Origin of the sequence: Pseudomonas fluvialis, from assembly GCF_002835605.1 — a bacterium.
GTDB classification, from domain to species: Bacteria; Pseudomonadota; Gammaproteobacteria; order Pseudomonadales; family Pseudomonadaceae; genus Aquipseudomonas; species Aquipseudomonas fluvialis.
In genome coordinates this window covers 302,955-326,341 of the sequence record NZ_PIYS01000027.1, presented here as the reverse complement: position 1 = coordinate 326,341, position 23,387 = coordinate 302,955, and the positions used below count along the sequence as shown (strand labels likewise).

The 23,387-nt window shown below is 62.2% G+C and carries 21 protein-coding genes; 6 read left to right on the top strand and 15 right to left on the bottom strand.

Annotated elements, in window-relative coordinates; all coding sequences use genetic code 11:
• Positions 1-363: 363 nt before the first annotated feature.
• The 6 genes from CW360_RS14465 to CW360_RS14440 all read right to left on the bottom strand — a co-directional run bounded on the left by CW360_RS14465 (position 364) and on the right by CW360_RS14440 (position 6,281).
• The gene (locus tag CW360_RS14465) at positions 364-966 is read right to left on the bottom strand and encodes a protein-methionine-sulfoxide reductase heme-binding subunit MsrQ (RefSeq protein ID WP_101194199.1); all 603 of its coding nucleotides are present in this window, start codon (positions 964-966) and stop codon (positions 364-366) included.
• The gene (gene msrP / locus CW360_RS14460; RefSeq protein WP_101194187.1) at positions 966-1,973 is read right to left on the bottom strand and encodes a protein-methionine-sulfoxide reductase catalytic subunit MsrP; all 1,008 of its coding nucleotides are present in this window, start codon (positions 1,971-1,973) and stop codon (positions 966-968) included. Before msrP ends, CW360_RS14465 begins: the two co-directional genes overlap by 1 nt.
• Positions 1,974-2,033: 60 nt before the next feature.
• Complete coding sequence (gene pssA, locus CW360_RS14455) at positions 2,034-2,849, bottom strand: CDP-diacylglycerol--serine O-phosphatidyltransferase (protein WP_093984283.1); 816 nt, start codon at positions 2,847-2,849, stop codon at positions 2,034-2,036.
• A gap of 146 nt (positions 2,850-2,995) precedes the next feature.
• Positions 2,996-4,012: a ketol-acid reductoisomerase gene (ilvC, locus tag CW360_RS14450; protein ID WP_093984403.1), complete on the bottom strand. Its 1,017-nt coding sequence runs from the start codon at positions 4,010-4,012 to the stop codon at positions 2,996-2,998.
• A 50-nt stretch (positions 4,013-4,062) separates the two neighbouring features.
• Entirely contained in the window at positions 4,063-4,554 is a 492-nt protein-coding gene (ilvN, locus tag CW360_RS14445) for an acetolactate synthase small subunit (protein WP_093984284.1), read from the bottom strand.
• Between the two features lie 2 nt (positions 4,555-4,556).
• The gene (locus CW360_RS14440) at positions 4,557-6,281 is read right to left on the bottom strand and encodes an acetolactate synthase 3 large subunit (protein ID WP_093984285.1); all 1,725 of its coding nucleotides are present in this window, start codon (positions 6,279-6,281) and stop codon (positions 4,557-4,559) included.
• Between the two features lie 404 nt (positions 6,282-6,685).
• Between CW360_RS14440 and CW360_RS14435 the strand changes: the two genes are divergently transcribed.
• On the top strand, positions 6,686-7,126 hold the full coding sequence (locus CW360_RS14435; protein ID WP_101194186.1) for a DUF4124 domain-containing protein: 441 nt from the start codon (positions 6,686-6,688) through the stop codon (positions 7,124-7,126).
• Between the two features lie 6 nt (positions 7,127-7,132).
• Here CW360_RS14435 and CW360_RS14430 read toward each other — a convergent pair whose 3' ends face one another.
• From CW360_RS14430 to mrcB, 3 genes are read right to left on the bottom strand one after another with little or no spacing between them, the layout of a single operon-like run.
• Positions 7,133-7,471, bottom strand: a complete 339-nt coding sequence (locus CW360_RS14430) for a YqcC family protein (RefSeq protein WP_101194198.1) — start codon at positions 7,469-7,471, stop codon at positions 7,133-7,135.
• Positions 7,472-7,473: 2 nt separating this feature from the next.
• Positions 7,474-8,178, bottom strand: a complete 705-nt coding sequence (locus CW360_RS14425) for a tetratricopeptide repeat protein (protein WP_101194185.1) — start codon at positions 8,176-8,178, stop codon at positions 7,474-7,476.
• An 18-nt stretch (positions 8,179-8,196) separates the two neighbouring features.
• On the bottom strand, positions 8,197-10,524 hold the full coding sequence (mrcB, locus tag CW360_RS14420; protein WP_101194184.1) for a penicillin-binding protein 1B: 2,328 nt from the start codon (positions 10,522-10,524) through the stop codon (positions 8,197-8,199).
• A gap of 115 nt (positions 10,525-10,639) precedes the next feature.
• Here mrcB and CW360_RS14415 point away from each other — a divergent pair, with 115 nt between their 5' ends.
• The 4 genes from CW360_RS14415 to CW360_RS14400 all read left to right on the top strand — a co-directional run bounded on the left by CW360_RS14415 (position 10,640) and on the right by CW360_RS14400 (position 13,864).
• Positions 10,640-12,208, top strand: coding sequence for a bifunctional aminoglycoside phosphotransferase/ATP-binding protein (locus CW360_RS14415; RefSeq protein WP_101194183.1), 1,569 nt, complete (start codon positions 10,640-10,642; stop codon positions 12,206-12,208).
• Positions 12,209-12,277: 69 nt separating this feature from the next.
• The gene (locus CW360_RS14410) at positions 12,278-12,619 is read left to right on the top strand and encodes a pentapeptide repeat-containing protein (RefSeq protein WP_093984290.1); all 342 of its coding nucleotides are present in this window, start codon (positions 12,278-12,280) and stop codon (positions 12,617-12,619) included.
• Between the two features lie 13 nt (positions 12,620-12,632).
• Entirely contained in the window at positions 12,633-12,929 is a 297-nt protein-coding gene (locus CW360_RS14405; RefSeq protein ID WP_093984291.1) for a TfoX/Sxy family protein, read from the top strand.
• A 125-nt stretch (positions 12,930-13,054) separates the two neighbouring features.
• The gene (locus tag CW360_RS14400) at positions 13,055-13,864 is read left to right on the top strand and encodes a Crp/Fnr family transcriptional regulator (protein ID WP_093984292.1); all 810 of its coding nucleotides are present in this window, start codon (positions 13,055-13,057) and stop codon (positions 13,862-13,864) included.
• 172 nt (positions 13,865-14,036) lie between these two features.
• Here CW360_RS14400 and CW360_RS14395 read toward each other — a convergent pair whose 3' ends face one another.
• The 3 genes from CW360_RS14395 to CW360_RS14385 are packed head-to-tail and all read right to left on the bottom strand — an operon-like array spanning position 14,037 to position 16,726.
• On the bottom strand, positions 14,037-14,924 hold the full coding sequence (locus CW360_RS14395; protein WP_101194182.1) for a ChaN family lipoprotein: 888 nt from the start codon (positions 14,922-14,924) through the stop codon (positions 14,037-14,039).
• Between the two features lie 15 nt (positions 14,925-14,939).
• Complete coding sequence (locus tag CW360_RS14390) at positions 14,940-15,716, bottom strand: heme ABC transporter ATP-binding protein (protein ID WP_101194181.1); 777 nt, start codon at positions 15,714-15,716, stop codon at positions 14,940-14,942.
• On the bottom strand, positions 15,716-16,726 hold the full coding sequence (locus CW360_RS14385; RefSeq protein ID WP_425439772.1) for a FecCD family ABC transporter permease: 1,011 nt from the start codon (positions 16,724-16,726) through the stop codon (positions 15,716-15,718). Before CW360_RS14385 ends, CW360_RS14390 begins: the two co-directional genes overlap by 1 nt.
• A 173-nt stretch (positions 16,727-16,899) precedes the next feature.
• On the opposite strand from CW360_RS14385, the gene CW360_RS14380 reads away from it, so the two are divergent.
• Positions 16,900-17,220, top strand: coding sequence for a Rieske (2Fe-2S) protein (locus tag CW360_RS14380; protein ID WP_093984296.1), 321 nt, complete (start codon positions 16,900-16,902; stop codon positions 17,218-17,220).
• Positions 17,221-17,228: 8 nt separating this feature from the next.
• Here CW360_RS14380 and tldD read toward each other — a convergent pair whose 3' ends face one another.
• From tldD to CW360_RS14365, 3 genes are read right to left on the bottom strand one after another with little or no spacing between them, the layout of a single operon-like run.
• A complete protein-coding gene (tldD, locus tag CW360_RS14375; protein WP_093984297.1) occupies positions 17,229-18,686 on the bottom strand; it encodes a metalloprotease TldD in 1,458 nt (485 codons plus the stop codon).
• The gene (locus CW360_RS14370) at positions 18,683-19,537 is read right to left on the bottom strand and encodes a carbon-nitrogen hydrolase family protein (protein WP_101194179.1); all 855 of its coding nucleotides are present in this window, start codon (positions 19,535-19,537) and stop codon (positions 18,683-18,685) included. The genes tldD and CW360_RS14370 overlap by 4 nt, the downstream gene beginning before the upstream one ends.
• A gap of 11 nt (positions 19,538-19,548) precedes the next feature.
• Positions 19,549-23,385 (bottom strand): YhdP family protein, encoded by a 3,837-nt coding sequence (locus tag CW360_RS14365; protein WP_101194197.1) that lies wholly within the window; start codon positions 23,383-23,385, stop codon positions 19,549-19,551.
• Positions 23,386-23,387 lie beyond the last annotated feature (2 nt).

Below are 23,387 nucleotides of genomic sequence, written 5' to 3'. Positions count from 1 at the left end.
GATTCAATTTGTTAAAGAGCGTTTCGATCAAGTCTTTCGTCTCAACCGAGGCCGCGCATTCTAAAGCAGCCCTTAAATCTGTCAAGCTGTTTTTGAAGAATTTTTCGTTTCTTCTCAACCGCTTAGCTGAACCGAAGCAGGGCTTCCGATCAGCGGGAGGCGCATATTACAGCATCCGAAAACACTGTCAAGCACCTCATTCATCAACAGCACCTCAGCCCTGCCGACCCGACGCATTCTACAGAATCGCACCGCTCTTGCAAGCCTTTTATCCACCTAAGCCTTTGGTTAAAAAGACTTTTTATGGGGGCCTGGCATTGCAAGAGCGGCGAATTATAGGCAGCTCAGCCCGCAGGTCAAGCTTTATCTCCAAACATCCCTCATCAGCCTCAAGGACATCGCAACAGCCGGTATACGCAATATCAACAGCAACCCACCCACCAAGGCATATGCCAACCATTCACCCCAGTCTGCCCTCACTACCCAGAGCATATGCAGCAATACCAAAGGCAGGATCAGATATATCGTGCGATGCAGGCGGCGCCAGTTCTTCCCCAAGCAACGCTGGCTAGCCCGTGTTGAAGTGAGTGCCAGCAGCAACAGGAGCATCCAGGCTAGCGCGCCAACCGCGATGTAGGGTCGCTGCGCCAGCTCTGCGGACAACGCCCCCCATTGCCAACCAAGCAAGAAGAACAGATAAGCCAGCACATGCAGGCAACCGGCAGTAAAACTCCACAAGCCAAGCTGACGGCGCATCAACTGCCACCCCGCCCAACCGGTTATTTTTCGTAGCGGAGTCATCGACAAACATGCCAGCAAATAGAGCAGAGCCCATGAGCCCAGACTGTCTACCAGCGCCTTGCCCGGATCCGCACCCAACTGTTCATTGATCGCCCCCCAGAACAGGTGCAGCAAGGGGACCAAGGCCAGAACGAATACCGAAACGCGCCAGTACAGTTTCGCTATCAATAGTTCACCCGCAAATCCATGTTGCTATATAGCCCCGCAACCTCCTTATACCCATTAAACAGGCGCGTATCGATTACGTTCGGCGCAAATAGCCTGCCCGGTAAGCGCCGCTCACGAGCCTGACTCCAGCGAGGATGATCCACATGCGGATTGACGTTGGCATAAAACCCATACTCTTGCGGCGCCATAGATTCCCAGGTGGTCAACGGACGCTCCCGTAGAAAGCTGATACGCACAATGGATTTGATGCTCTTGAATCCATATTTCCACGGCACGACAAGACGCAGAGGCGCCCCATTCTGCCCAGGCAGGCTACGCCCATACAGACCAACTGCCATGAAGGTTAATGGATGAGCCGCCTCATCAAGACGCAATCCCTCACGGTAAGGCCATTCAAGCAAACTAAACCCAGAACGCACACCCGGCATATTCTCAGCATCTACCACGCTTTCGAAGCGCACATAGCGGGCATGCGAACTGGGCTGGACACGCTCAAGCAGATCTCGCAGCGGAAAACCCAGCCAGGGGATGACCATGGACCAGCCCTCAACACAGCGCAGACGATAGATACGCTCTTGCAGTCGGTAGGGCGCCAGCAATTCATCCAAGGGCAGACGCCCTGGGCGAGCCACCTCACCATCCACCCAAAGCGACCAGGGTTGCGGCTGCCAGTTCCCCGCATGGCGAGCCGGATCCCCCTTCTGAGGACCGAACTCGTAGAAATTGTTGTATTGCGTGACATCACGAAAAGGCGTGAGCACCTCATCCCCGGCATCTCTACGCTGCCAACGTGCTTGCATCAGCTTGTCGCGCAACCAATCTGGATCCTGGCTCGCCGGCACCTCGCTATACGGAGAGACGCCTGCGCCACTCGCAGGTCCATGAGCACCTAGCAAACCAGCAGCCGCGAGCCCTTGAAGGAAATGCCGGCGCGCCCTATAAATCCGCTCATCGGTGACATCCGCCTCAGTATTACGCGAGGAGGAAAAGGACTGGATTAACATACAGGCTCCGCAGTCTTGACCTATGACAGGTCAACAGACCGCGGAGTGGGAGGAAAGTGCCTAGCTCACTGCCTTACGACGGCGCAACTGCAGGAGGTACTGCACAGGCCCGGAAGCCGCATAGGCCAGAAAAATCAGCAGCAAAATACGCGGCGGGTCACTGAAGACCACCGCAAACACCAGCACCACAACCAGAATCGCCACGAACGGCACACGTCCCTTCAGATCCAGATCCTTGAAGCTGTGGTACTTGATATTGCTGACCATCAACATGCCGGCAGCAGCGACGACCAGCGCCACCACAAACGCCATGTTAGAGCCCTTGATACCAAAATCACTGAAGGCCCAGACGGTGCCGGCTACCACCGCCGCCGCCGCAGGACTGGCCAGGCCGATAAAGAACCGCTTGTCAGCACTCCCGACCATGGTATTGAAGCGTGCCAGCCGCAATGCAGCACCCGCCACATAAATAAAGGCGACCATCCAGCCAACCTTGCCCAAACTCCCCAGAGCCCACTCGAAAGCCACCAGTGCCGGAGCCACGCCAAAGGCCACCATATCGGACAGCGAATCATATTCGGCGCCGAAAGCACTTTGCGTATTGGTCAGCCGAGCGACGCGACCATCAAGACCGTCAAGCACCATGGCGACAAATATGGCAATTGCCGCACTGGCGAATTGCCCGTTCATGCCATTGATGATGGCGTAGAAGCCGGAAAATAACGCCGCCGTGGTAAACAGGTTGGGCAGCAGGTAAATACCGCGATGGCGCACCTTGCGCCCTTCTGCATCTCGACCTTCTTCGACATGCTCATCGATAGGCAGCAGACTTTCGCTGCCGGCACTGCCCAGGGGCTCTTCGGGACGTTCACTCATGAACCATTCCTTGCGACTGATGCTGTATGAATTGAATCAGGCGTCACCCTGCGGGTTCAGCGCCGATGCGCAGGCTTTATACCAGATGCCACGCTGCAAAACGAAAAAACGCGGCTTGCGCCGCGTTTCTTCAGTCATCGTGCGACTCAGTTCTTGGCCTTGTCGACGATCTTGTTGGCAGCGATCCACGGCATCATGGCACGCAGCTTCTCGCCGACCACTTCAATGCCATGGGCAGCATTGTTACGACGGTAAGCAGTCATCGACGGGTAGTTGGTAGCCCCCTCGCTGATGAACATCTTGGCATATTCGCCGTCCTGAATGCGCTTCAGCGCATTGCGCATGGCGGCACGCGACTGCTCGTTGATGACTTCCGGACCGGTGACGTACTCGCCGTACTCAGCATTGTTGGAAATCGAGTAGTTCATGTTGGCGATGCCACCTTCGAACATCAGGTCGACAATCAGCTTCAGCTCGTGCAGACACTCAAAATAGGCCATCTCCGGCGCGTAACCGGCTTCCACCAACGTTTCAAAGCCCGCCTTGACCAGCTCAACACAACCACCGCACAGAACAGCCTGCTCACCGAACAAGTCGGTTTCGGTTTCGTCCTTGAAGGTAGTTTCGATGATGCCGGTACGGCCACCACCTACGCCACAGGCATAGGACAGCGCGACGTTCTTGGCGTTGCCGGAAGCATCCTGATAGATCGCGATCAGATCGGGGATACCGCCGCCACGCACGAACTCGGAACGCACAGTATGACCAGGCGCTTTCGGAGCAATCATGATGACATCCAGGTCAGCACGCGGCACAACCTGGTTGTAGTGAATCGAGAAACCGTGAGCGAAGGCCAGGGTTGCGCCCTTCTTGAGGTTCGGCTCGATCTCTTCCTTGTACAGCTTGCCCTGGAACTCGTCCGGGGTCAGGATCATCACCAGATCAGCAGCAGCCACAGCGCTCTTGACGTCAGTCACTTTCAGGCCATGTGCCTCGGCCTTGGCAACAGTCGCCGAACCGGCACGCAGACCAACGGTCACATCAACACCGGAATCCTTCAGGTTGCAGGCATGGGCATGGCCCTGGGAGCCGTAACCGATGATGGCTACTTTCTTGCCCTGGATGATCGACAGATCACAATCCTTGTCGTAGTAAACATTCAAGCTCATGGAAATCTCCTAGTGCGCGGCCTCAAGGCCATTTATTCAATTGGTTAGATGCTCAGGACCTTGTCACCGCGGGCGATGCCGGTAACACCTGTGCGTACGGTTTCCAGAATCGACGTAGTGCCGATGGCCTGGATAAAGCTGTCCAGTTTGTCGCTGGTGCCGGCCAGCTGAATGGTGTACACGCTGCTGGTGACATCCACGATCTGCCCACGGAAGATATCCGTGGTGCGCTTGATCTCGGCACGCTGCGCCCCGGTCGCCTTGACCTTGACCAGCATCAGCTCACGCTCGATGTGCGCGCTTTCCGACAGGTTCACCAGCTTGACCACTTCGATCAGCTTGTTGAGGTTCTTGGTGATCTGCTCAATGACGTCATCCTGACCAATGGTGGTCAGGGTCAGACGTGACAGACTGGGATCCTCGGTAGCCGCTACGGTCAGGCTTTCGATGTTGTAGTTACGCTGCGAAAACAGGCCAACCACGCGCGACAGCGCACCAGGCTCGTTTTCCAGCAACAGGGAGATGATATGGCGCATGATCAGGTCCGCTCCGTCTTGCTCAGCCACATGTCGCGCATGGCGCCATCGCGGATCTGCATCGGGTATACGTGTTCGCTGGTATCCACAGCAATGTCGAGGAATACCAGACGGTTCTTCATGGCAAAGGCCTCAGCCATCTTCGCCTTCAGCTCGCTACGCTCGGTGATGCGCATGCCGACATGTCCGTAGGACTCCACCAGCTTGACGAAGTCCGGCAGGGATTCCATGTAGGAGTGTGAATAGCGGCTGCTGTACTGCATATCCTGCCACTGACGCACCATGCCCAGCGCCTGGTTGTTCAGGCAGACAATTTTCACCGGCAAGTCGTACTGCAGACAGGTTGACAGCTCCTGAATATTCATCTGGATGCTGCCTTCACCCGTTACACAGGCGACGTCCGCCTCGGGGAAGTTGAGTTTGATACCCATCGCCGCCGGGAAACCAAAACCCATGGTGCCCAGACCGCCGGAGTTGATCCAGCGATTCGGCTTGTTGAACGGGTAGTACTGCGCGGCAAACATCTGATGCTGGCCTACGTCGGAGGTGATGTAGGCATCACCCTCGGTGACCTCCCAAAGAGTTTCGATGACCGTCTGCGGCTTGATGATCGAGCCGTCCCCTTCATCGTACGGGAACAGCTTGCGGCCACCGCGCCACTCGTCAATCTGCTTCCACCAACTGGCCACGGTTTCCTTGTGCGGAGCCTGACCGATCTCCTTGAGGATGGCGACCATCTCGCTCAGCACACTATCTACCGGACCAACGATCGGAATATCCGCCTTGATGGTCTTGGAGATGGATGCCGGATCGATGTCCACGTGGATGATCTTGGCGTTTGGACAGAACTTGGCCGCACCGTTGATGACCCGGTCATCAAAGCGCGCGCCAACAGCCAGGATCACATCGGCATGGTGCATAGCCAGGTTGGCCGTGTAGCTGCCGTGCATGCCGAGCATGCCGACGAATTGCCGGTCACTACCGGGATACGCGCCAAGCCCCATCAGGGTATTGGTTACCGGCAGGTTGAGCATTTTGGCCAGTTCGGTCAGGGCAGCCGAAGCGCCGCCCATGATGACCCCGCCACCGGCGTAAAGAATCGGGCGTTTGGCAGCCAGCAGCATTTCCGCCGCCTTGCGGATCTGTCCGGAATGACCGCGTGTAGCCGGGCTGTATGAACGCAGCTTGACCTTCTTTGGGTAGCTGTACTCGAACTTCTTGGTTGGATCACCCATGTCCTTGGGAATGTCCACCACGACCGGTCCTGGACGACCAGACTGCGCGAGGTAGAACGCCTTCTTGATCACCTCGGGAATTTCCGAAGGATGCTTGATGATGAAGCTGTGCTTCACGATGGGCCGAGAAATGCCCACCATGTCGGTTTCCTGGAAGGCATCGGTGCCTACCATGTTGCTCGGTACCTGGCCGGAAATGATGACCATCGGAATCGAGTCCATGTAGGCGGTGGCAATCCCGGTAATGGCATTGGTTGCACCAGGCCCCGAAGTCACCATGACTACACCGGCCTTGCCGGTGGCGCGCGCATAGCCATCCGCCATGTGCGTGGCAGCCTGCTCGTGACGCACGAGGATATGGGTTACCTCGGGCTCCTTGAACAAAGCATCGTAGATATGCAGGAGGGCACCACCTGGGTACCCGTAGATGTACTTAACGCCTTCGTCACGCAATGCGCGAACGACCATCTCAGCGCCAGATAAAAGCTCCACGTCAATCCCCTCTATAACGCTAGAACGCCAGCCAGCTGGCTTGGCTCTCAAATAGGTGCTGTCAGACACAGAGCATGAGCGACGGGTGGTCGCCGACTACGTCAGCTCCTGACTGAGCAAGCATCGGGATACGCCAGTTGTTTCTGGAGCACCCCACCCAGCGCGAGGTAACGCGGTACGGGTAGAACAGGTCGGCGCGGATATGCACCTCATGATCTGCTGCGCGAACTGACAGGAACAGTCCAGCGCCAGCGAATCCTGAATTGTTCGGATTAGACAGGGTCAAGTCAAGTCATGTGACCCAGTTATCTGCCCGCAAGAGGCGTGATGCAGTGCCAACACACGGCCCCGCGCTTTTGGTTATAGTAATCTCCAGCTTTGCTCAACCGGCACAAGGACATCGCATGCGTCGCATCATTCTCACGGGCAGCCTACTCATGGCCATGAGCCTGCCCAGCATGGCCGCCCAGGTCTACAAATGGGTCGACAGCAACGGCATAACGCACTTCAGCGCGCAACCGCCCGAAGACCAGAGCGCCACCAGCATCAGCACCACTATCAAGCCACCCAAGAGCAGTGGCAGCGTAGCGCCGCTGCCCAAGCTGGACAGCCAACTGGAAGCAGAACAGCAGAAAGCCACCGACGACAAGGTCAAGCGCGAAGTGGCCGAGCAAGAGAGCAAGCGCAAGCAGTATTGCAGCGACCTGCGCGAGAACCTCTCCCAGCTTCGCCTCAACCCACGGGTACGCGTCGAGGAAAATGGTGAAATACGCCGTCTAAGCGCCGAAGAACGCCAGGCGCGAATTAACGAAGCAGAAAAGAGCCTGCAGGAAAACTGCCCCTGATACCGTTCAACTGACGGAAGCAGCGTCACTCAGCAAAGCATCGAACTGCTCCAGCAGGGCTATCAGGCCAGGCGCCGATACGCCCTGCTGGGCAAAACTGTGCTGCGCCATGGGGGCGATCGCCGAAGCGTCCGGCAAGGGCGCACCTTCCTCAAGCAACTGGTGCATGCGCGGCAGAAATATCCACTGCAGCCACTCGACAAGGCTCAAGGTATCGACGCAGAAAGGTTCCCGACTGGCCAACCGCTCAACGCTGGGCGCCTGCGACACCCAATAGCCTTGCCGGCGCAGCTCCGCTTCGATCAGCAACAGCAGATCAGCCACCTGGTGGCTACGCGAATCCATCATCAGAACGTTGCCCGGGCCCGTTCGCGCGCCTGCGCCGCGCCCGCCGCATCGCCCAGCTGCTGACGCGCGCGGGCGATCACATCCCAGAACCCCGCCTGCATGGCAGTTCGCCCGCTGGCATAGGTCAAGCCACGTCGCGCCAGTTGCTCAGCCTGGGCGGCATCGCCCTGAGCCAGGCGCACTTCCGCCAGGCGATAGAGCACCTGCGGCTCCCGCGGTGCGATACGTTGTGCACGTTCAAGACTGGCCGCGGCACCCGCCAGATCACCATTGCCCTGCTGCTGCGCGGCCCCCGTCAGGAGCGCCAGCACCGGGCCATCCAACTGTTCATCGGCAGCCAGCACGGAAGACGAACCCGGCACCCCACTGGGCGCACTGTATACGGGGGTATTGGCAAGCGCTGGCGGCAAGGCGGGGGGTACCACGCCAGCTGGCCCGTCGACCACACTACTAGTGATCGGCGCGCTGGAGGTCTGTAACGGCGCACTGACCGCACCGGGCGGCACCATGACCACGACACCCGAGTCTTGCGGCAAGGTCTGTGGGGATAGCGTATCCGCAGCCGTATAGGCCGGCGCAGCAGAACCCTCTTCCAACTCAGACCAGGGCGCCCCGGCATCGACAACAGGAATGGCGCCCTGCTGCGGCGTGGCACAGCCACCCAGCAGCAAACCGGCAGCAAGCAGTATCGGCAACTTGTTCACGTCGCATCCTCGTAATTATCAATCAAGCCAGCCACGCACCCAGTCCATTACCGACTCCACCGGCGCGCCCAGCGACATACCGCAGGGCGTACCGGGAGCCGGCTGACTGCCGCGGATATAAGGCATTTGCACAGCACCGGGACAGCCCGGATCCGAACCCAGGCCGGTTTGCCCATCGATCCAGGCTGGCACCACGTTATCCGGCATCGGCATATCCAGCGGCAAGGGATCGGCGCGACGCATGAAATCGGTCCACACCTGCAGGGCGCCTGTGGCACCGGTCAGCGGTGTCTTGCCATTGTCGTCACGCCCCATCCATACCACACCCAGCAGATCCTGGCCAAAGCCGGCAAACCAGCTATCGCGCGAATCATTACTGGTTCCCGTCTTACCGGCCAGCTTGAGATTGGCTGACAACTGGTTGTACACCGACCGACCGGTACCTTCGCGCATGGTGCGCTGCATGGCTTCTTGCAGCAGGTAGATGGCACCGGGATCAAAGCGCTGCTGCACCTGGAAGGGATAGCCCTTGAGCGGCTCGCCATTGGCCGTCAAGACACTGCGAATGGCCCGCAAAGGGGTGTTGAAACCACCATTGGCCATGGTCTGGTACATCGCACCGACCTGCATGGGGCTCATGCTCCCCGCCCCCAGCAACATGGAGGGATAGGCAGGCCAGTCGACCTCTACCCCCAAGCGCTGCACGGTGCGCAGCACGCTGGGCACACCGAGCTCCAGCCCCAGGCGCGCAGTCGACAGGTTGTAGGATTGTGCCAGCGCCTGATAGAGGTACAGCGTGCCATGGCTTTGCCGGTCATAATTCTGTGGACGCCAGACCTGGCCATCCTGCCCCTTGACCGACAGAGGCTCATCCTGCAGCCAGCTGGTCAAGGTGTACTGGCTGGGGCGCTCCAGAGCGGTCAGGTAGATCGCCGGTTTGATCAGCGAACCGATCGGCCGCTGTGCATCCAGGGCCCGATTGAATCCGGCAAAGCGAGGCTGCCGGCTACCGATCAGGGCCTGCACTTCACCTGTTTCCGGGTTGCTGACCAACATGGCCGCCTCGACCTTATCCACCCCCTGGCGACCGGCCAGACGCTTGAAGGTTTCCGCCATGGCCGTCTCGGCCTTGCGCTGCAGGATGGGATCGAGGCTGGTAAAAACCCGCAGCCCTTCTTCGGTCAAATCCGATTCACGATAATCCTGACGCAATTGGCGCTTCACCAAGTCGAGAAACGCCGGGTAGGAACTGTTGGCCATGCTGCCGCGCTGGGTAACCCCCAACGGCCGCTGCTTGGCCGCTGCGCCCTGCGCGGCATCCACCACGCCCTGTTCAACCAGCAAGTCCAGCACCAGGTTGCGTCGCGCCAGGGCTCGTTCGGGGTGACGGCGCGGATTGAACACCGTCGGTCCCTTGACCATACCGACCAACAACGCGACTTGATCCAGCTTCAGCTCATTGAGCGGCTGACTAAAAAAGTACTGCGCGGCCAGACCAAAACCATGCACAGCCCGCTGACCATCCTGACCGAGAAACACCTCGTTGAGATAGGCCTCGAGGATTTCCTCCTTGCTGTAATGCAGCTCCAACAGCACGGCCATCATCGCCTCAACGGCTTTGCGGCTGAGGCTACGTTCACTGGTCAGATAGAAGTTCTTGACCAACTGCTGGGTCAGGGTACTGCCGCCCTGGCGCAACTGCCCGGCAGTAGCGTTGACCCACACCGCGCGCAAGATCCCTTTCGGCGACACACCGAAATGTTTGAAAAACTCGCGATCTTCTACCGCCACCAAGGTTTCCACCAGGTAAGGCGGCACCTGATCCAACTGGATCAACAGGCGATCCTCGTTATGCGCAGGGTACAGGCCACCAATCAGCAATGGCTCCAGGCGCGCTACCGGCAGATTAGCGCCGTTGGCCAGTTGCAGCGCCGCGACATAGTCGCCCGAGAAACGCACGCGCACGCGTTGCGCCGGTTCCTGGCCCTCATAGAACTGGAAGCCACGGCTATGCAACTCGATCTGGTTACCCGCCACGGCTACCGCACCGGGACCACTGGCCGATGACTCGCGTCGGTACCCCAACGCCTCCAGCTCACTCAGGAAATCGTCTCGATTGAGCTTGAGCCCGACAAACAGCTCCAGCGGCCGCGCATAGACCTTGGCCGGAACAGTCCAGCGCTTACCGGAAAACTTTTCCTGCACCACCGCATCGAGGTACACGGCAAATACCGCCAGCACCACCAGGCCGACCAGGGAAAGCTTGAATAACCAGCCCAGCCAGCGGCGACCGGCGGCAGGAGCAGAGCGTTTGGCGCGTTTGCGCGGAGTACGGGAACGAGTCATGGCGGGCGATTATACGCACTTTGCCCCACCCCAACAGGCACGCCGCAGCGGTTTGCACAGCAACGCACAGCAGCCATAATGCCAGCCCCGAACCACGCCCCAGCAAGGACTGAACGTGAGCCAAGCCCTGATCGCCGCCCTGCAGAACCCCGCCCTCTACCCCCACCCGGTGGAGCAGTTCCAGGTCATCGAGACCCATATTTCCTGGGTGCTGCTCACCGGCCCCTATGCTTACAAGATCAAGAAACCGGTCAACTTCGGTTTCCTCGATTTCACCACCCTGGCCGACCGCCAGCACTTCTGCGCTGAAGAGCTGCGCCTCAACCAGCGCCTGACGCAAGGTCTCTACCTGCAGGTACTGGCCATCGGCGGCAGCGAACAGCAGCCGCAGCTCGGCGTCGACGCCGGAGCGCCCGTGATCGAATACGCCCTGCAGATGCGCCAGTTCCCACAAAGCCAACTACTTGCCGAGGTACAGGCACGCGGCGAGCTGCTGCCACAACATATCGACCAGCTGGCCGAGCAAATCGCGCGCTTCCACGCCAGCACGCCGGCACTCCCCCGCGAGCACGCCCTGTGCAACAGCGCGGCGATTGGGGCGCCCATGTGGCAAAACTTCGAGCAGATCCGCCCGCTGCTGCAGGATAGCCGCGACCTGCAACAGCTGGAGGCCCTCGAAGCCTGGACACGCAGTACCTTTGCCCGTCTCGAGCCCCTGCTGGAGCAACGCTGCCAGCAGGGCATGCTGCGCGAATGCCATGGTGACCTGCACCTGGGCAACGCCGCGCTGCTGGATGGCCAGCCAGTGTTCTTCGACTGCATCGAATTCAATGAGCCGTTCCGCCTGATCGATATCGCCTCGGACGCCGCCTTCCTGGTCATGGACCTGGAAGACCGCGGCCTGAAGCCCCTGGCGCGGCGCTTCCTCGACCAATGGCTGGAGCACAGCGGCGACTATGCGGCGCTACCATTGTTCAACCTGTACCAGGCCTACCGCGCACTAGTACGCGCCAAGGTCAGCCTGTTCAGCATGGCCCAGGAAGGCGACGCTGTGCAGCGTGCCGTCATCCTTCGCCAATACCGTCGTTACGCCGACCTAGCGGAAAGCTACAGCGCCATTCCGTCGCGCTTCCTGGCTATTACCCATGGCGTATCCGCCGTCGGCAAGAGCCATGTAGCCATGCGCCTGGTGGAAGCACTGGGCGCCATCCGCCTGCGTTCGGACCGCGAGCGCAAGCGCCTGTTCGAGGCCCAACAAGGCGCAACCCAGGACACGCTGTACGCTGGCCTATATAGCAGCGAAATCAGTGCGGCGACCTACGCTCATCTGCATCGCTTGGCTGGCGACATTCTCGCCGCCGGTTATCCGGTGGTGATCGATGCCACCTACCTCCAACACAGCCAGCGTCAAGCCGCCCAGGCAGTCGCCGAAACACTGGGCTGCCCCCTACTGATCCTCGACTGCCACGCGCCACAGGCCTATATCGAACAGTGGCTGGCGCAACGCCAGGCCGACCAGCAGGACCCCTCCGACGCTACCTTGGAGGTAATTGCCGCTCAACAGAGCCGACGCGAACCCTTGCTACGCGAGGAGCAACTGCTCTGCCAGCGAGTGGACACCCATGACGCCAGCAGCCTGGACAGCCTGATCGAACGCATTCGCCAGCACCTTCCCGGCCTGTGACAGGTACGCCCGGGCAAAGCGCCCGGGCGCTGGCTATACTCGGGAAAACGGCCAACAGGATGACTTGCCATGCCCGCCCCACGCCAACTGGATAACCCGCTGTATCGGCTCCTGCACAGTGAGCGCGTCAAGGAATTCAACGCGCAAAAGCCAGCCGAAGGCCTGATCGACCTCAGCGGCGGAGATTTCCGTGGGCTTGACTTGCGTCTGCTCGACGCCGACCGGGTGATCCTCCGCGACGCCTACTTCCGTGGCGCAGACCTGCGCGGGGTAGACCTGCGTAGCTGCCAGATGGAGGGGGCGAGCATCGCTCATGCGCAAATCTCCGGCGCCTACTTCCCGGCCGAACTGAGTGCTGACGAAATCCTCATGTCGCTCAACTTCGGCACACGCATGCGCTATCGCCCCTGAGCCGCCAGCCATCATGCCCAGCACCAGCCGCGACGAGCTGCAGGAACTGCAGAATCTCGGCAAGACATCTGCCCAGTGGCTGCATGCCTGCGGCATCCACAGCATCGCCGAACTACGCCGACTGGGCGCAGTTCAGGCCTATGCCTGCGTGCGCCAACGCGGCTTCAGGGTCACGCGCAGCCTCCTCTATGCGCTGGACGCCGCGTTGCGCGACCTGCCCAGCCGGCAGCTGGATGAACAGCGCAAGGCCGAGCTTGATCGCCTTTACCACATCAGCCAGGAGCACAATGCACGCCAGCTCACACCTTGAACAGCGCGCCATTTACGCCCTGCCAGGCACAGCCTATTGTTTCACGGCCAGGCCCATGTCCAGCCATACCGCCACACTGACCAGCCGTCCTACCAGACTCACAGATCGCTCAAGGAATTACCGTCATGTATCTACTCGGGGAGCAACCGGCCTACGCCGACCAGCTGATCAACCGCCTGCAGAGCATTCCTGCCCAGTTGCTGCAGGGGCTAAGCCCGGAAGGCCCGGCACTGATCTTTGCCGGCAGCGACGATCTGTGCGCCGAACTGCCGCCCAACCAGCTGTACCTCATCGAGAACGGCCTGCTACACGCGTTGGTCGATGAGCGCCCGCTGTTCTATCTACAGGAAGGCGACCTGCTGGGCCTGCGCCAGGGCATTGACATGCCCAGCTGCCGCTACAGCAGTGACGAGCCGGTCACCTTGCTACCCTACGCGCGCAGCAAGGTCTTCCAGCATATCTATGCCGATGAAACTCGCCAGGAGCTGTTCCTGCAGTACTTGATCGGCCAAACCGCGCTGCTCTCCGACGCGCTGGCGCGCCTCAAGCAACCGGAAATCCGCCCCGCCACAGGCTTCCAGCATTTCGCCGCCGGAGAAGAGCTGATTCACCAGGGTGATGAGGCGGATCATGTATTCATCATCATCGAGGGACATGCCGAAGCCTATGTCGATGGGCACAAGGTCGGCGACGTACAGAAGGATGAGATTTTCGGCGCAATGGCCGTCTTCACCCGCGAGAAACGCAGCGCCACGGTCATCGCCAGCGAGCCCTGCACGGTCATGGTGATTCCCAAGGAGCAGTTCCTCAGCCTGATGCAGAGCAACCCACGCATTGCCCACAGCCTGATCGAAAGCATGGCGCGGCGCATCGACCTGCTTAATCGCGAGGTCACCCAACTGCGCCTGAAACAGGAGCCCGCCGAAAGTTTTTGAAAATTATTCTCAAAAAGACTTGCGCCATTTATGAGAATAGTTATTATTAACTCAACTGGCCGCGAGGCCAGCCAGATAGCGGAAAGGTCTGGCAGTCTGACCCTTCAGGTTATCTCCTCATCAGGCTAATCACGGTTTTTGACCCGGCTCTGCCGGGTCTTTTTTTGCCTGCTCAACGCTGCCGTAGGCTGGCGCAATAGTCCTGCTCCTCGACGGCCGCGCTGTACCACACATAGTCCGCCTGCTCAGCGGTGACCTCGCGCCCGGCCTCGGCGAGGATCAATACGCGAGCCGCAGGCCCGCCAAGATCAGCCAAGTGCAGGGGCACCCCCACATCGCGCCGCACGTGGTAGGCCCCGGCCAGCAGCATGGCCGGCTGCGCGGCGGCCAACAGCGCCTCGGCCATGCGCCGGTCACGCTGCTGCTGTACCGCCAGCATGGCCGGCAACTGGCTTTCCGGTAGTAACTGGCAATGGCTCTCGCGTATTTGCGCCAACAGTGCCTGACGCACCGCTGCAGCACTGCTCGCCGTGCCGACCAGCGGCGGAGGCTGGCGATACACCTGCAGCAACTCGCTACGACTCAGATTGGCAGCCAGCAATGGATAAGGCTGACGCAGTGCGTATTCCACCAGCGGCCCATAGAGATGCCAGGGCCAGCCGGCCTGCCAATGCAATGCCAGCAGCGGGTCCGCAGGTCGCGCACCACGCCGCCAGTCATCCTGCGCCTGGCGTAGCGCCTGCTGCTGACTGCTGTCGAGCATTTCCAGCAACAGGCTACCCTGTGCGCGGCGCTGCACCAGATTACGCAACAACCAGAGCTGCAGGGCATGATGATCGGGATTGTCGTGTTGCTCGCCGACCAGCAGCAAAGGGGTCGAGGCCAGTGCCTCCAGCAGTTGCGCAGGCGTCAACAGCCGGCCAGTGCGCAATTCGATGATATGCCCCAACTGGGCATGTTCGCGCGCTTGCGGACTTTGCCAGGCCGGCAGGGCGCTAGGCGCCTGCAACGACTGGCAGGCAACCAGGCCCAGCAGACAAAACAGTAGCAACACACGCATGTTTGACTCCTCGGGTCAGCGGATCAGCACCAGCGGATGATCCAGCAGGGGGTGACGCTGTACCAGCACCGGTAAGCCGAACACCTGCTCCAGCAAGCTGGCTTCGAGTACCTGCGCGGGGCTGCCCTGGGCGTGCACGTGACGCTGGTGCAGCAACAGCAGGTGATCACAATAGCGTGCCGCCAGGTTCAGATCATGCAGCACGACCAGCACCGCCACGCCACGCCACGCCAACTGTCGCACCGCCTGCAGGATGCCGTGCTGATGCGCCGGATCGAGCATCGCCGTCGGTTCATCGAGCAGCAACACCTGGCCAGGTTGACCAGGCCAGAGCTGTGCGAGCACCCGGGCCAGGTGCACACGCTGACGCTCACCACCGGATAACTCCAGGTAGTTGCGCCCTCGCAGATGTACGGCATCGGCGGCCTGCAGCGCCGCAGCTACCCGCTGCTCCGTCTGCTGGCGGGCTTCACTGTGTGGCAGACCGCCAAAAGCCACTACCGCTTCGACGGAAAACGCAAAATTCAGCGTCGAGCTCTGCGGCAGAACGGCAAGTTGAAGGGCGCGCTCACGCGCCGACCAGGCGCGCAAGGGGCGCCCCTGCAGCAACACCTGCCCCTGAGTAGGCTCCAGCTCTCCGCTCAACGCCGCCAGCAGCGAACTTTTACCCGCGCCATTGGCGCCCAGCACGCCCAGCACCTGCCCCGCCGGCAACGTCAATTCGACGCTTTCCAGCACGGCACACGGCCCCCGACAAACTTGCAGTTGCCGCGCCTGCAATACCCCGTCCATCAGTAGCGTCCCCGACTCAGCAGGTAGAGAAAAAAGGGCGCGCCGATCAGCGCGGTGACGATGCCCAGCGGCAACTCGGCCGGCGCCAGCAGCAGGCGAGCTGCCAGGTCGGCCAGCAACAACAGGCTGGCCCCGGCCAGGGCGGCCGCCGGCAACAGCAACCGATGATCCGGCCCGAGCAGCAGGCGCATCAGATGCGGCACCACCAGTCCGACAAACCCCACCATGCCCACCGCAGCAACCGATGCACCAACCGCCAGCGCGGTGGCCAGCACCAGCTCAGCCTTCAGCCGCTCGACACGAAACCCCAGGTGACGCGCCTCGGCTTCGCCGAGCAACAGCACATTCAGCGCGGCGGCGCGGCGTGGCAGCCAGGCCAGGGCCAGCAGGCCAATCAGCAGCAGCGGCCAGACTCGTGCGTAGCTGGCCGTATTCAGACTGCCCATGTTCCAGAACACCAGGCTGCGCAATTGCTGCTCATCGGCCAGGTAACTGAACAGGCCGACCAGCGCACCGGCCAGTGCCGTCAGGGCGATCCCTGCCAACAACATCGAGGCAACGTGAGTGCGACCGTCACGTTGACCGAGACGATAGACCAACAAAGTAACCAGACTGCCGCCGGCAAAGGCGGCCAGCGCCAGCGCCGAAGACTGCAGCCAGTCCGGCCAGCTGGCCAGGCCGAGCAGGCTGCCGCAGACGATGACCAGCGCCGCCCCGAGTGCCGCACCACTGGAAACGCCGATCAAACCCGGATCGGCCAGCGGGTTGCGGAACAGCCCCTGCATGATCACCCCGGACAGCGCCAGCAGCGCGCCCACGCACATCCCCAGCACGCTGCGCGGCAGGCGAATCTGCGCGACGATCAGCTCGGCCTGCTGCAATCCCGCGCCATCCAGCGGCACACCACAGAGGCGCAGCAGCGCCTGCAGGCTATCCAGCAATGGCAGGCTCAGCGGTCCCAGGGCCAGGGACAACCAGAAGCTGGCCAGCAGGAGTCCGGCGAGCAGCATGAATACGTAACGCGGAGCCAGGGAAAAGGCCATGTATGTGCCTGCAAGTACAAATCAGCCGGCAGGATAAGAGTCCGGCGCCCGCCTCGCCAGCCCCATGCCTGGTGCGCTTTGCCGGACAAGCCGCCGCCAGGCGATAATTGCGTCTTGTCCTACACGCCAGGAACAGCCGTATGCCACTGCTCTGCACCAGCCGCGAACTGCCCGAAGGCCAGAGTCGCGGTTTCCAGCACGGCACCCTGCGCCTGCTCGCCGTGCGGCATGCCGGACAGGTCTACCTGTACGAAAACCGTTGCCCGCACCGCGGCATTCCGCTGGAGTGGCAAGCCGACCAGTTTCTCGACAGCAGCGCCAGCCTGATCCAGTGCGCCAGCCACGGCGCACTGTTTCTCATCGAGGACGGCCAGTGCGTTGCCGGCCCGTGCAGCGGACAACGGCTACGCGCCCTGGCCTGCCACGAGGACGCCGCCGGCATCTGGCTGGACGCCGAATAGACCGCGACTCAGGCGGTGCCGCCCACCGTCAGCTGCTCGATCTTCAGGGTCGGCTGGCCGACGCCGACCGGCACCGACTGGCCATCCTTGCCACAGGTGCCCACGCCGCTGTCCAAACTTAGGTCATTGCCGACCATCGATACCCGGCCCATGGCTTCCGGTCCGTTGCCAATCAGCGTCGCGCCCTTGACCGGCGCAGTGATCTGCCCGTCCTCGATCAGGTAGGCCTCGCTGGTGGAAAACACGAACTTGCCACTGGTGATGTCCACCTGCCCGCCACCCAGGTTGGCGCAGTACAGGCCTTTCTTCACCGAGCGGATGATTTCCTGCGGATCGCTGTCGCCACCCAGCATGTAGGTATTGGTCATGCGCGGCATGGGCAGGTGCGCGTAGGACTCGCGCCGCCCGTTGCCGGTCAGCGCCATGCCCATCAGCCGTGCATTCAGCTTGTCCTGCATGTAGCCGCGCAGGATGCCGTTCTCGATCAGTGTGGTGCACTGCGTCGGCGTGCCTTCGTCATCCACACTGAGCGAGCCACGGCGCCCACTCAGCGTGCCATCGTCGACGATGGTGCAGAGCGGCGAAGCCACCGCCTGGCCCAGCCGTCCACTGAACGCCGAGCTGCCCTTGCGGTTGAAGTCGCCCTCCAGGCCATGCCCCACGGCTTCGTGCAGCAGCACCCCCGACCAGCCCGGACCGAGCACCACCGGCAGGCTACCGGCCGGGGCGGCGACCGCCTCCAGGTTGACCAGCGCCTGGCGCACCGCTTCGCGGGCATAGGCCATGGCCCGCTCCTCGCCCTGGCTATCGGCCTGCAGGAAATAGCGGTAGTCACTACGCGCGCCACCGCCTTGCGCGCCGCGCTCACGACGCCCTTGCTGCTCGACGATGACACTGACATTGAAACGCACCAGCGGACGGATATCCGCACTCAGGCTGCCATCCAGTGCCGCGACCAGAATACGTTCCCAGACCCCGGCCAGGCTGACTGTGACCTGTTGCACGCGCGGATCGAGCGCCCGCGTGGCGCGGTCGATACGTTGCAACAAGGCCACCTTGTCTGCCCGCGACAGTACATCCAGCGGATTGTCCGCCGCGTACAGCGGACTGAACGGCGGCACCTGGGCGGCCTGCACCCGCCCCTGCTGCCCGGCCCGGGCAATCGAACGGGCGGCACGCGTTGCCTGGCGCAAGGCGGGCAGCTCAATACCGTTGCTGTAGGCAAAACCGGTTTTTTCACCGGCCAGCGCGCGCACACCAACGCCCTGGTCGAAGTTGAAACTGCCTTCCTTGACGATGCCGTCTTCGAGCATCCAGCTCTCGGAAATCTGACTCTGGAAATACAGGTCGCCGGCATCCACGCCAGGCCCGGCCAACTCACCGAGCAAAACCGGCAACTGCTCAAGGCTCAAACCACCCGGAGCCAGCAAATGTTCGCTGACCTGGGCTAGATAATTACTGCTCATGCGCACTCCACAACGCTCGTTGGCAAAGGGCCAACGAGCTGAAAACGACGATGTTCTTCTACCGGCATGCGCTGGCGAATGGCCTGCTGTTCCGCGACATCCACAGTAGCCAGCAAGACGCCGGAGCCTGCGGCCTGCTCGGCGAGCACCCGCCCCCAGGCATCGATGATGGCCGAATGCCCGAAGGTCTGCCGTCCACCCGGATGCATGCCCCCCTGATTGGCCGCCAGTATGGCGCATTGGCTTTCAATGGCGCGAGCACGGGTCAACACCTGCCAGTGCGCCGCGCCGGTCACTGCGGTGAATGCCGAAGGCGCACTGATCAGCTCGGCACCGGCCTGACGCAAGGCGATGTACAGCTCGGCGAAACGCAGGTCGTAGCACACCGTCAGCCCCAGCCGGCCACAGGGCGTATCTGCCAGCACCAACTGCTCGCCGCACGCATAGTCGTCCGACTCACGATAGCGCCCGCGCTGGTCGGCCACGTCGACGTCGAATAAATGCAGCTTGTCATAGCGTGCCACCCGCTGCCCCTGGTTATCGAAGAGCAGCGAACAGGCCCGGGCGCGCGCCTCGGGCTGGCCGTCGGGTGGCAACGGTAAGGTGCCGGCCACCAGCCACAAACCGAGGTCGCGCGCAGTCTGGCGCAACCAGGGCAATAGCGGCCCTTCACCCAAGGCCTCGGCGCGCCCCAGCGCCGCCAGATCGCGCCGCCCCATGGCCGCAAAGTTCTCCGGCAATACCGCCAGGCGCGCACCGCCTGCTGCCGCCTGGTGCAGCAGTTGCCAGGCCTGCTGCAGGTTGTCGGCCAGGTTATCCTGGCTGACCATCTGAATGACCGCCACTGTCATACACGCGCTCCCTAGCGAGGTTTTTCGAAGGGTTTGTCGAAACTGATCTGCGGCTCGTTCCATGGCCCCTTGACGTCATACTGCACACTGGCAAAACGCGCCAGGCGATCACCCAACAACTTGTCGACGACGAACAACGCACCGCCGATGGCCGGCGCGCCAACCGCTACCGCGGCCAGCGGCAGGTTGTTGCTGACCGGCAGAGTGACCAGAAGCTTGGCATCGATCTGTTCGTTGGCCATGTCCAACGTGCCATTGAGCTCCAGGTTGCTGGAGGGGCCACTCAGGCGCAACGGTTTGCTGGTGACGAATACCCCGTCCCGTGCATGCAGCTGCCCACGTACTTTGTCGTAGGCCAGGCCCCGCCCCAGCAGGTCGGAGAAATCCAGACGCAGACGCCGGGCGATCGAGTTGAAGTTAAGCAGGCCGAACACGCGCAACGCCTGGCTACCGCCATCGGCCTCGACAAACTGCCCCTTGTCGAGACGCGCATGCAGGTCACCGCTCACACGCTTGAGGCTGACCCAGGCCGGTGAGCCAGGCCAGTGAGCATCCACATCGACACGAAACGACTCGCTGCTGGCGCTCGGCGCGTAGTCCCAGGCACGCAACACCTTGCCCAGATCGCCCCCCTGCAAGCGTCCCCGATAGCTGCTCTGGCTGTGTTCGGCGCTGCCGGTCCAGGTCGCCTCCCCGGTCAGCTGCAGGCCGCGCATCTGCAGGTCGAGCTGCTGCAGACGCACCCCGTCGGCCTGCGGTCGCGTTTGCAGACGCCAGCGTCCTACCGGCACGCCGGCCAGGCGCAACTCATCGATCTGCATATCCATCGCCGGCACGCGCCGCGGATCGAACCCAGCCAGCGGATCGGGGCGTGGAAGCGCTGTCGAAGGATCGACAGGCGTCTCGCCACGCGGCAAGTCAAGGTAGTCCAGCTGCAGCTGCAGAGGCGCCTCGCCCTGCTCGGGCCAGAGCAGGCTGCCACTGACCAGCGGACTGCGCAGCGCCAGACGCCAGGCCTCGGCCTGCGGCTGCAACTGCACGGCCGCCTGGTCGATCGTCAACTCGCCGACACGAATCTGCGCGATGTCCAGATCAACCAGGCTCAACCAGCGCAGATCAGTCGGCTGCTGGGCCTGGTGCTGCTGGTGCCAGCGCTGCCACTCCTGCAAGTCCAGCTGTTGCAAGGCACCACGCAAGGACCAACCCGGCTGTACCGGCAGACGTGCTGCAGCGCCACCCAGGCGCACTTCGCCGCGACCGTCGCGCCAGCGCTGCGGTGCTGCGGCCGCCGCCAGGCTGAGCAGACCGTCCATATCCAGCCAATAGCGACGCTCCGCGCCACTCAAGGTCATGCGCCAGGCCATATCACGGCGCTGTTCGGCCGGTTTTCCGAAAGGCTCCGGCAAGTCGATGTGCAGGCCACGCAGGTCAGACAATACGCGTAGCAAGCTGTCCTCATCGGCCAGCAGCACACGCAGGCGATAGGGCAACTGGCCGCGTAGCGGCGTACTGGCCGGCAGTCCCTGCCATTTCAGCAGGGCTGCCACGGGCGCTCGTCCCTGTACCTCAAGACGCGTCCGCGCACGGCCCTGGCGGCCTTCGGCAAAGGCTTGCAGGTTCAGCACATGCCCCAGGGTGCGCGCACTCAGACCGGTGCTGCGCATGCCCAACGCCGTGTCATAGTCAAAGCGCCCGGTGATCTCGCTGAACTGCAGGTCGGCCTGGGCCAGATACAACTGTGCCTGCTCGGTCTGCAACTCCACCTGTACGCGCGGCGCCTGGCCCTGCTGCAAAGGCAGGTCCAGATGCAGCAGCCCCTGCACAGGGCCCGCTCCTCGCCAACCGGCAAACACCTCGGCACTGGGCTGCGGGGTTTCCTGCAACAAGCCCAGAGCGTGCTGCAAATCGGCCTGCAACTGGCTGTGAAGCTGCAGGCGGGGTATTTGCCCTGGCTTGGCAGTGGCCACCTCGGCCTGTGCCTGGGCGATCTGAATCGCCCCCACCTGCCCCTGCTGCAGTCCCACCCGCACGCCATTGTCATCAACCAACACCTGGCCGCGCCCTTCGCGCAGTGCTGGCCAGCCGGCCTGGTAGGCCAGTTCGGCCTGCTCGACATCAAAGTACAGGCTGAGGCTGCGCGACTCCGGCGAGGCGCCCTTGTTCAGCGAACCCTGATACTGAAAATACCCCTGCTTGACCCGCCCGCCCTGCAGCGCCTGGCGTAACCAGCCATCCAGTTGGCGACTGAAGCCTGGCGAATGGCTCGGCAAGTACTTGCCGGCAAAGCGCGCATCGCCCTCGCGCAGGCCTACGCGCAGGTCCATGTAATCCTCGGCCTGCGGATCGAAGCGCAAACGAATCATGAAGTCCCCGGCCAGGCGACCTTCATCGGCCTCCAGCTGCAGGTAGGGGCTGATCAGGCTGAAAGCCTGCTCATCCACTTGCCAGAGCAGGCGTGCGCGGGGCTGTCGATAGTGCCAGGGCTCGGCAAACAGGGTCGGGAAATGCAACATGAAACGCTCACCCGCCAGTTGCAGCTCGCCGCCGGCCAGATCGCCAGCCACATAGCCGGTGATATGTTCCGCACCCGGCACCGCTCGCCAGGGAGCAAAGCCGACGTTCTGGAGATTGGCGGCAAAACTCAGTCGATCAAGGCCCTGGCGCTGCGGGTAGAAGTCCAGCTGCAAGGCCTCCAGCCGGCCATGCCCGGCCATGCTCAGCATCACCTCATCGGCCAGCGGCGGCAGACCACCCCAAGCAGATAGCAAGGGCGTCAGCACGGCCAACGGCAACTCGCTGGCGCGCAACTGCCAGACCGGCTCATCGGCATTGCGCGTCTGTATCACCTGCAACTGACGCAGCAACCAGCGTTCGCCACCCTGGCTGAAGCCCAGATCCTGCAACTGCAACCAGTGCCCCTGGCTGCGCTTGCGATAATGCGCCAGCAGGCTCAAATCATCGACTGCCTGGGCCGCCTGCTCACCGCGCGCCAGCTCTAGGGCCGCGCCCTGCAAGCGCAGGCTGGCCGCCTGTAGCGCGCGCGCCTGCCAGTCCAGCCACAGCTCACCGCCGAGCTGCAACTTGCCGAGCTGCCATTGTCCCTGTAGCGCCTCCGGCAGCAGACGCTGTAGCCAGGGCGCCCAGTCGCTCAACGGCAACTGCGCGTAAAGCCGCACGGCACTGTCCCGCCAATTTTCTCCCGCTGCCTGCAGCTGCAACTGCCAGGCCAGCGGCTGACCGTCGGGAAGCACCACCCGGCCATCCAGACGCACCCCGGATGCGCGACTGCGCAGGCTCAGGTTGACATAGCTGAGCGCCAGCGGCTCACCGGCCAGCGGCTGCACCAGCAAGTGACTGTCATACAGGTTCACCTGGCCCAGCTGCCGCAAGCGCTGCAGCATGCCCGGCCAGCTCGGCGCAACGCCCGCCGAGGGCGAGGCCAAGCCCTGCACCTGCCACTGTCCGGTCGCCTGCTCCTGGAGCTGCATGTGCAGACCACTCAGGCTCATGCTCATCAGGCGCAGCTCGCCGGCCAGCAGACTGGCGGGGATATCCGGACGCAGCTCGATGCGCTCCAGCAACAACCGATCATCGCCGTCACCCAGCTGAACCTGATGCGCCGCCAGGGTGGGTGACAGGCCATGCCATTGCCCGTCGAGCCGCTCGATACGTACCGCCATGCCCAGGCTGCGCTGCAGGCTGGCCTGCAGCTGCGGGCGATAGTCATCGAGCAGTGGCAACAACTCGCGGCCCACGCTGACGTACAGCGCAAGCAGCACCAACGCCAGAGCCAGCAGGCCCTGCAAACCGCGTAGCAGCCTCAGCAGCCACTCCCCCAGGCGTTTCATCA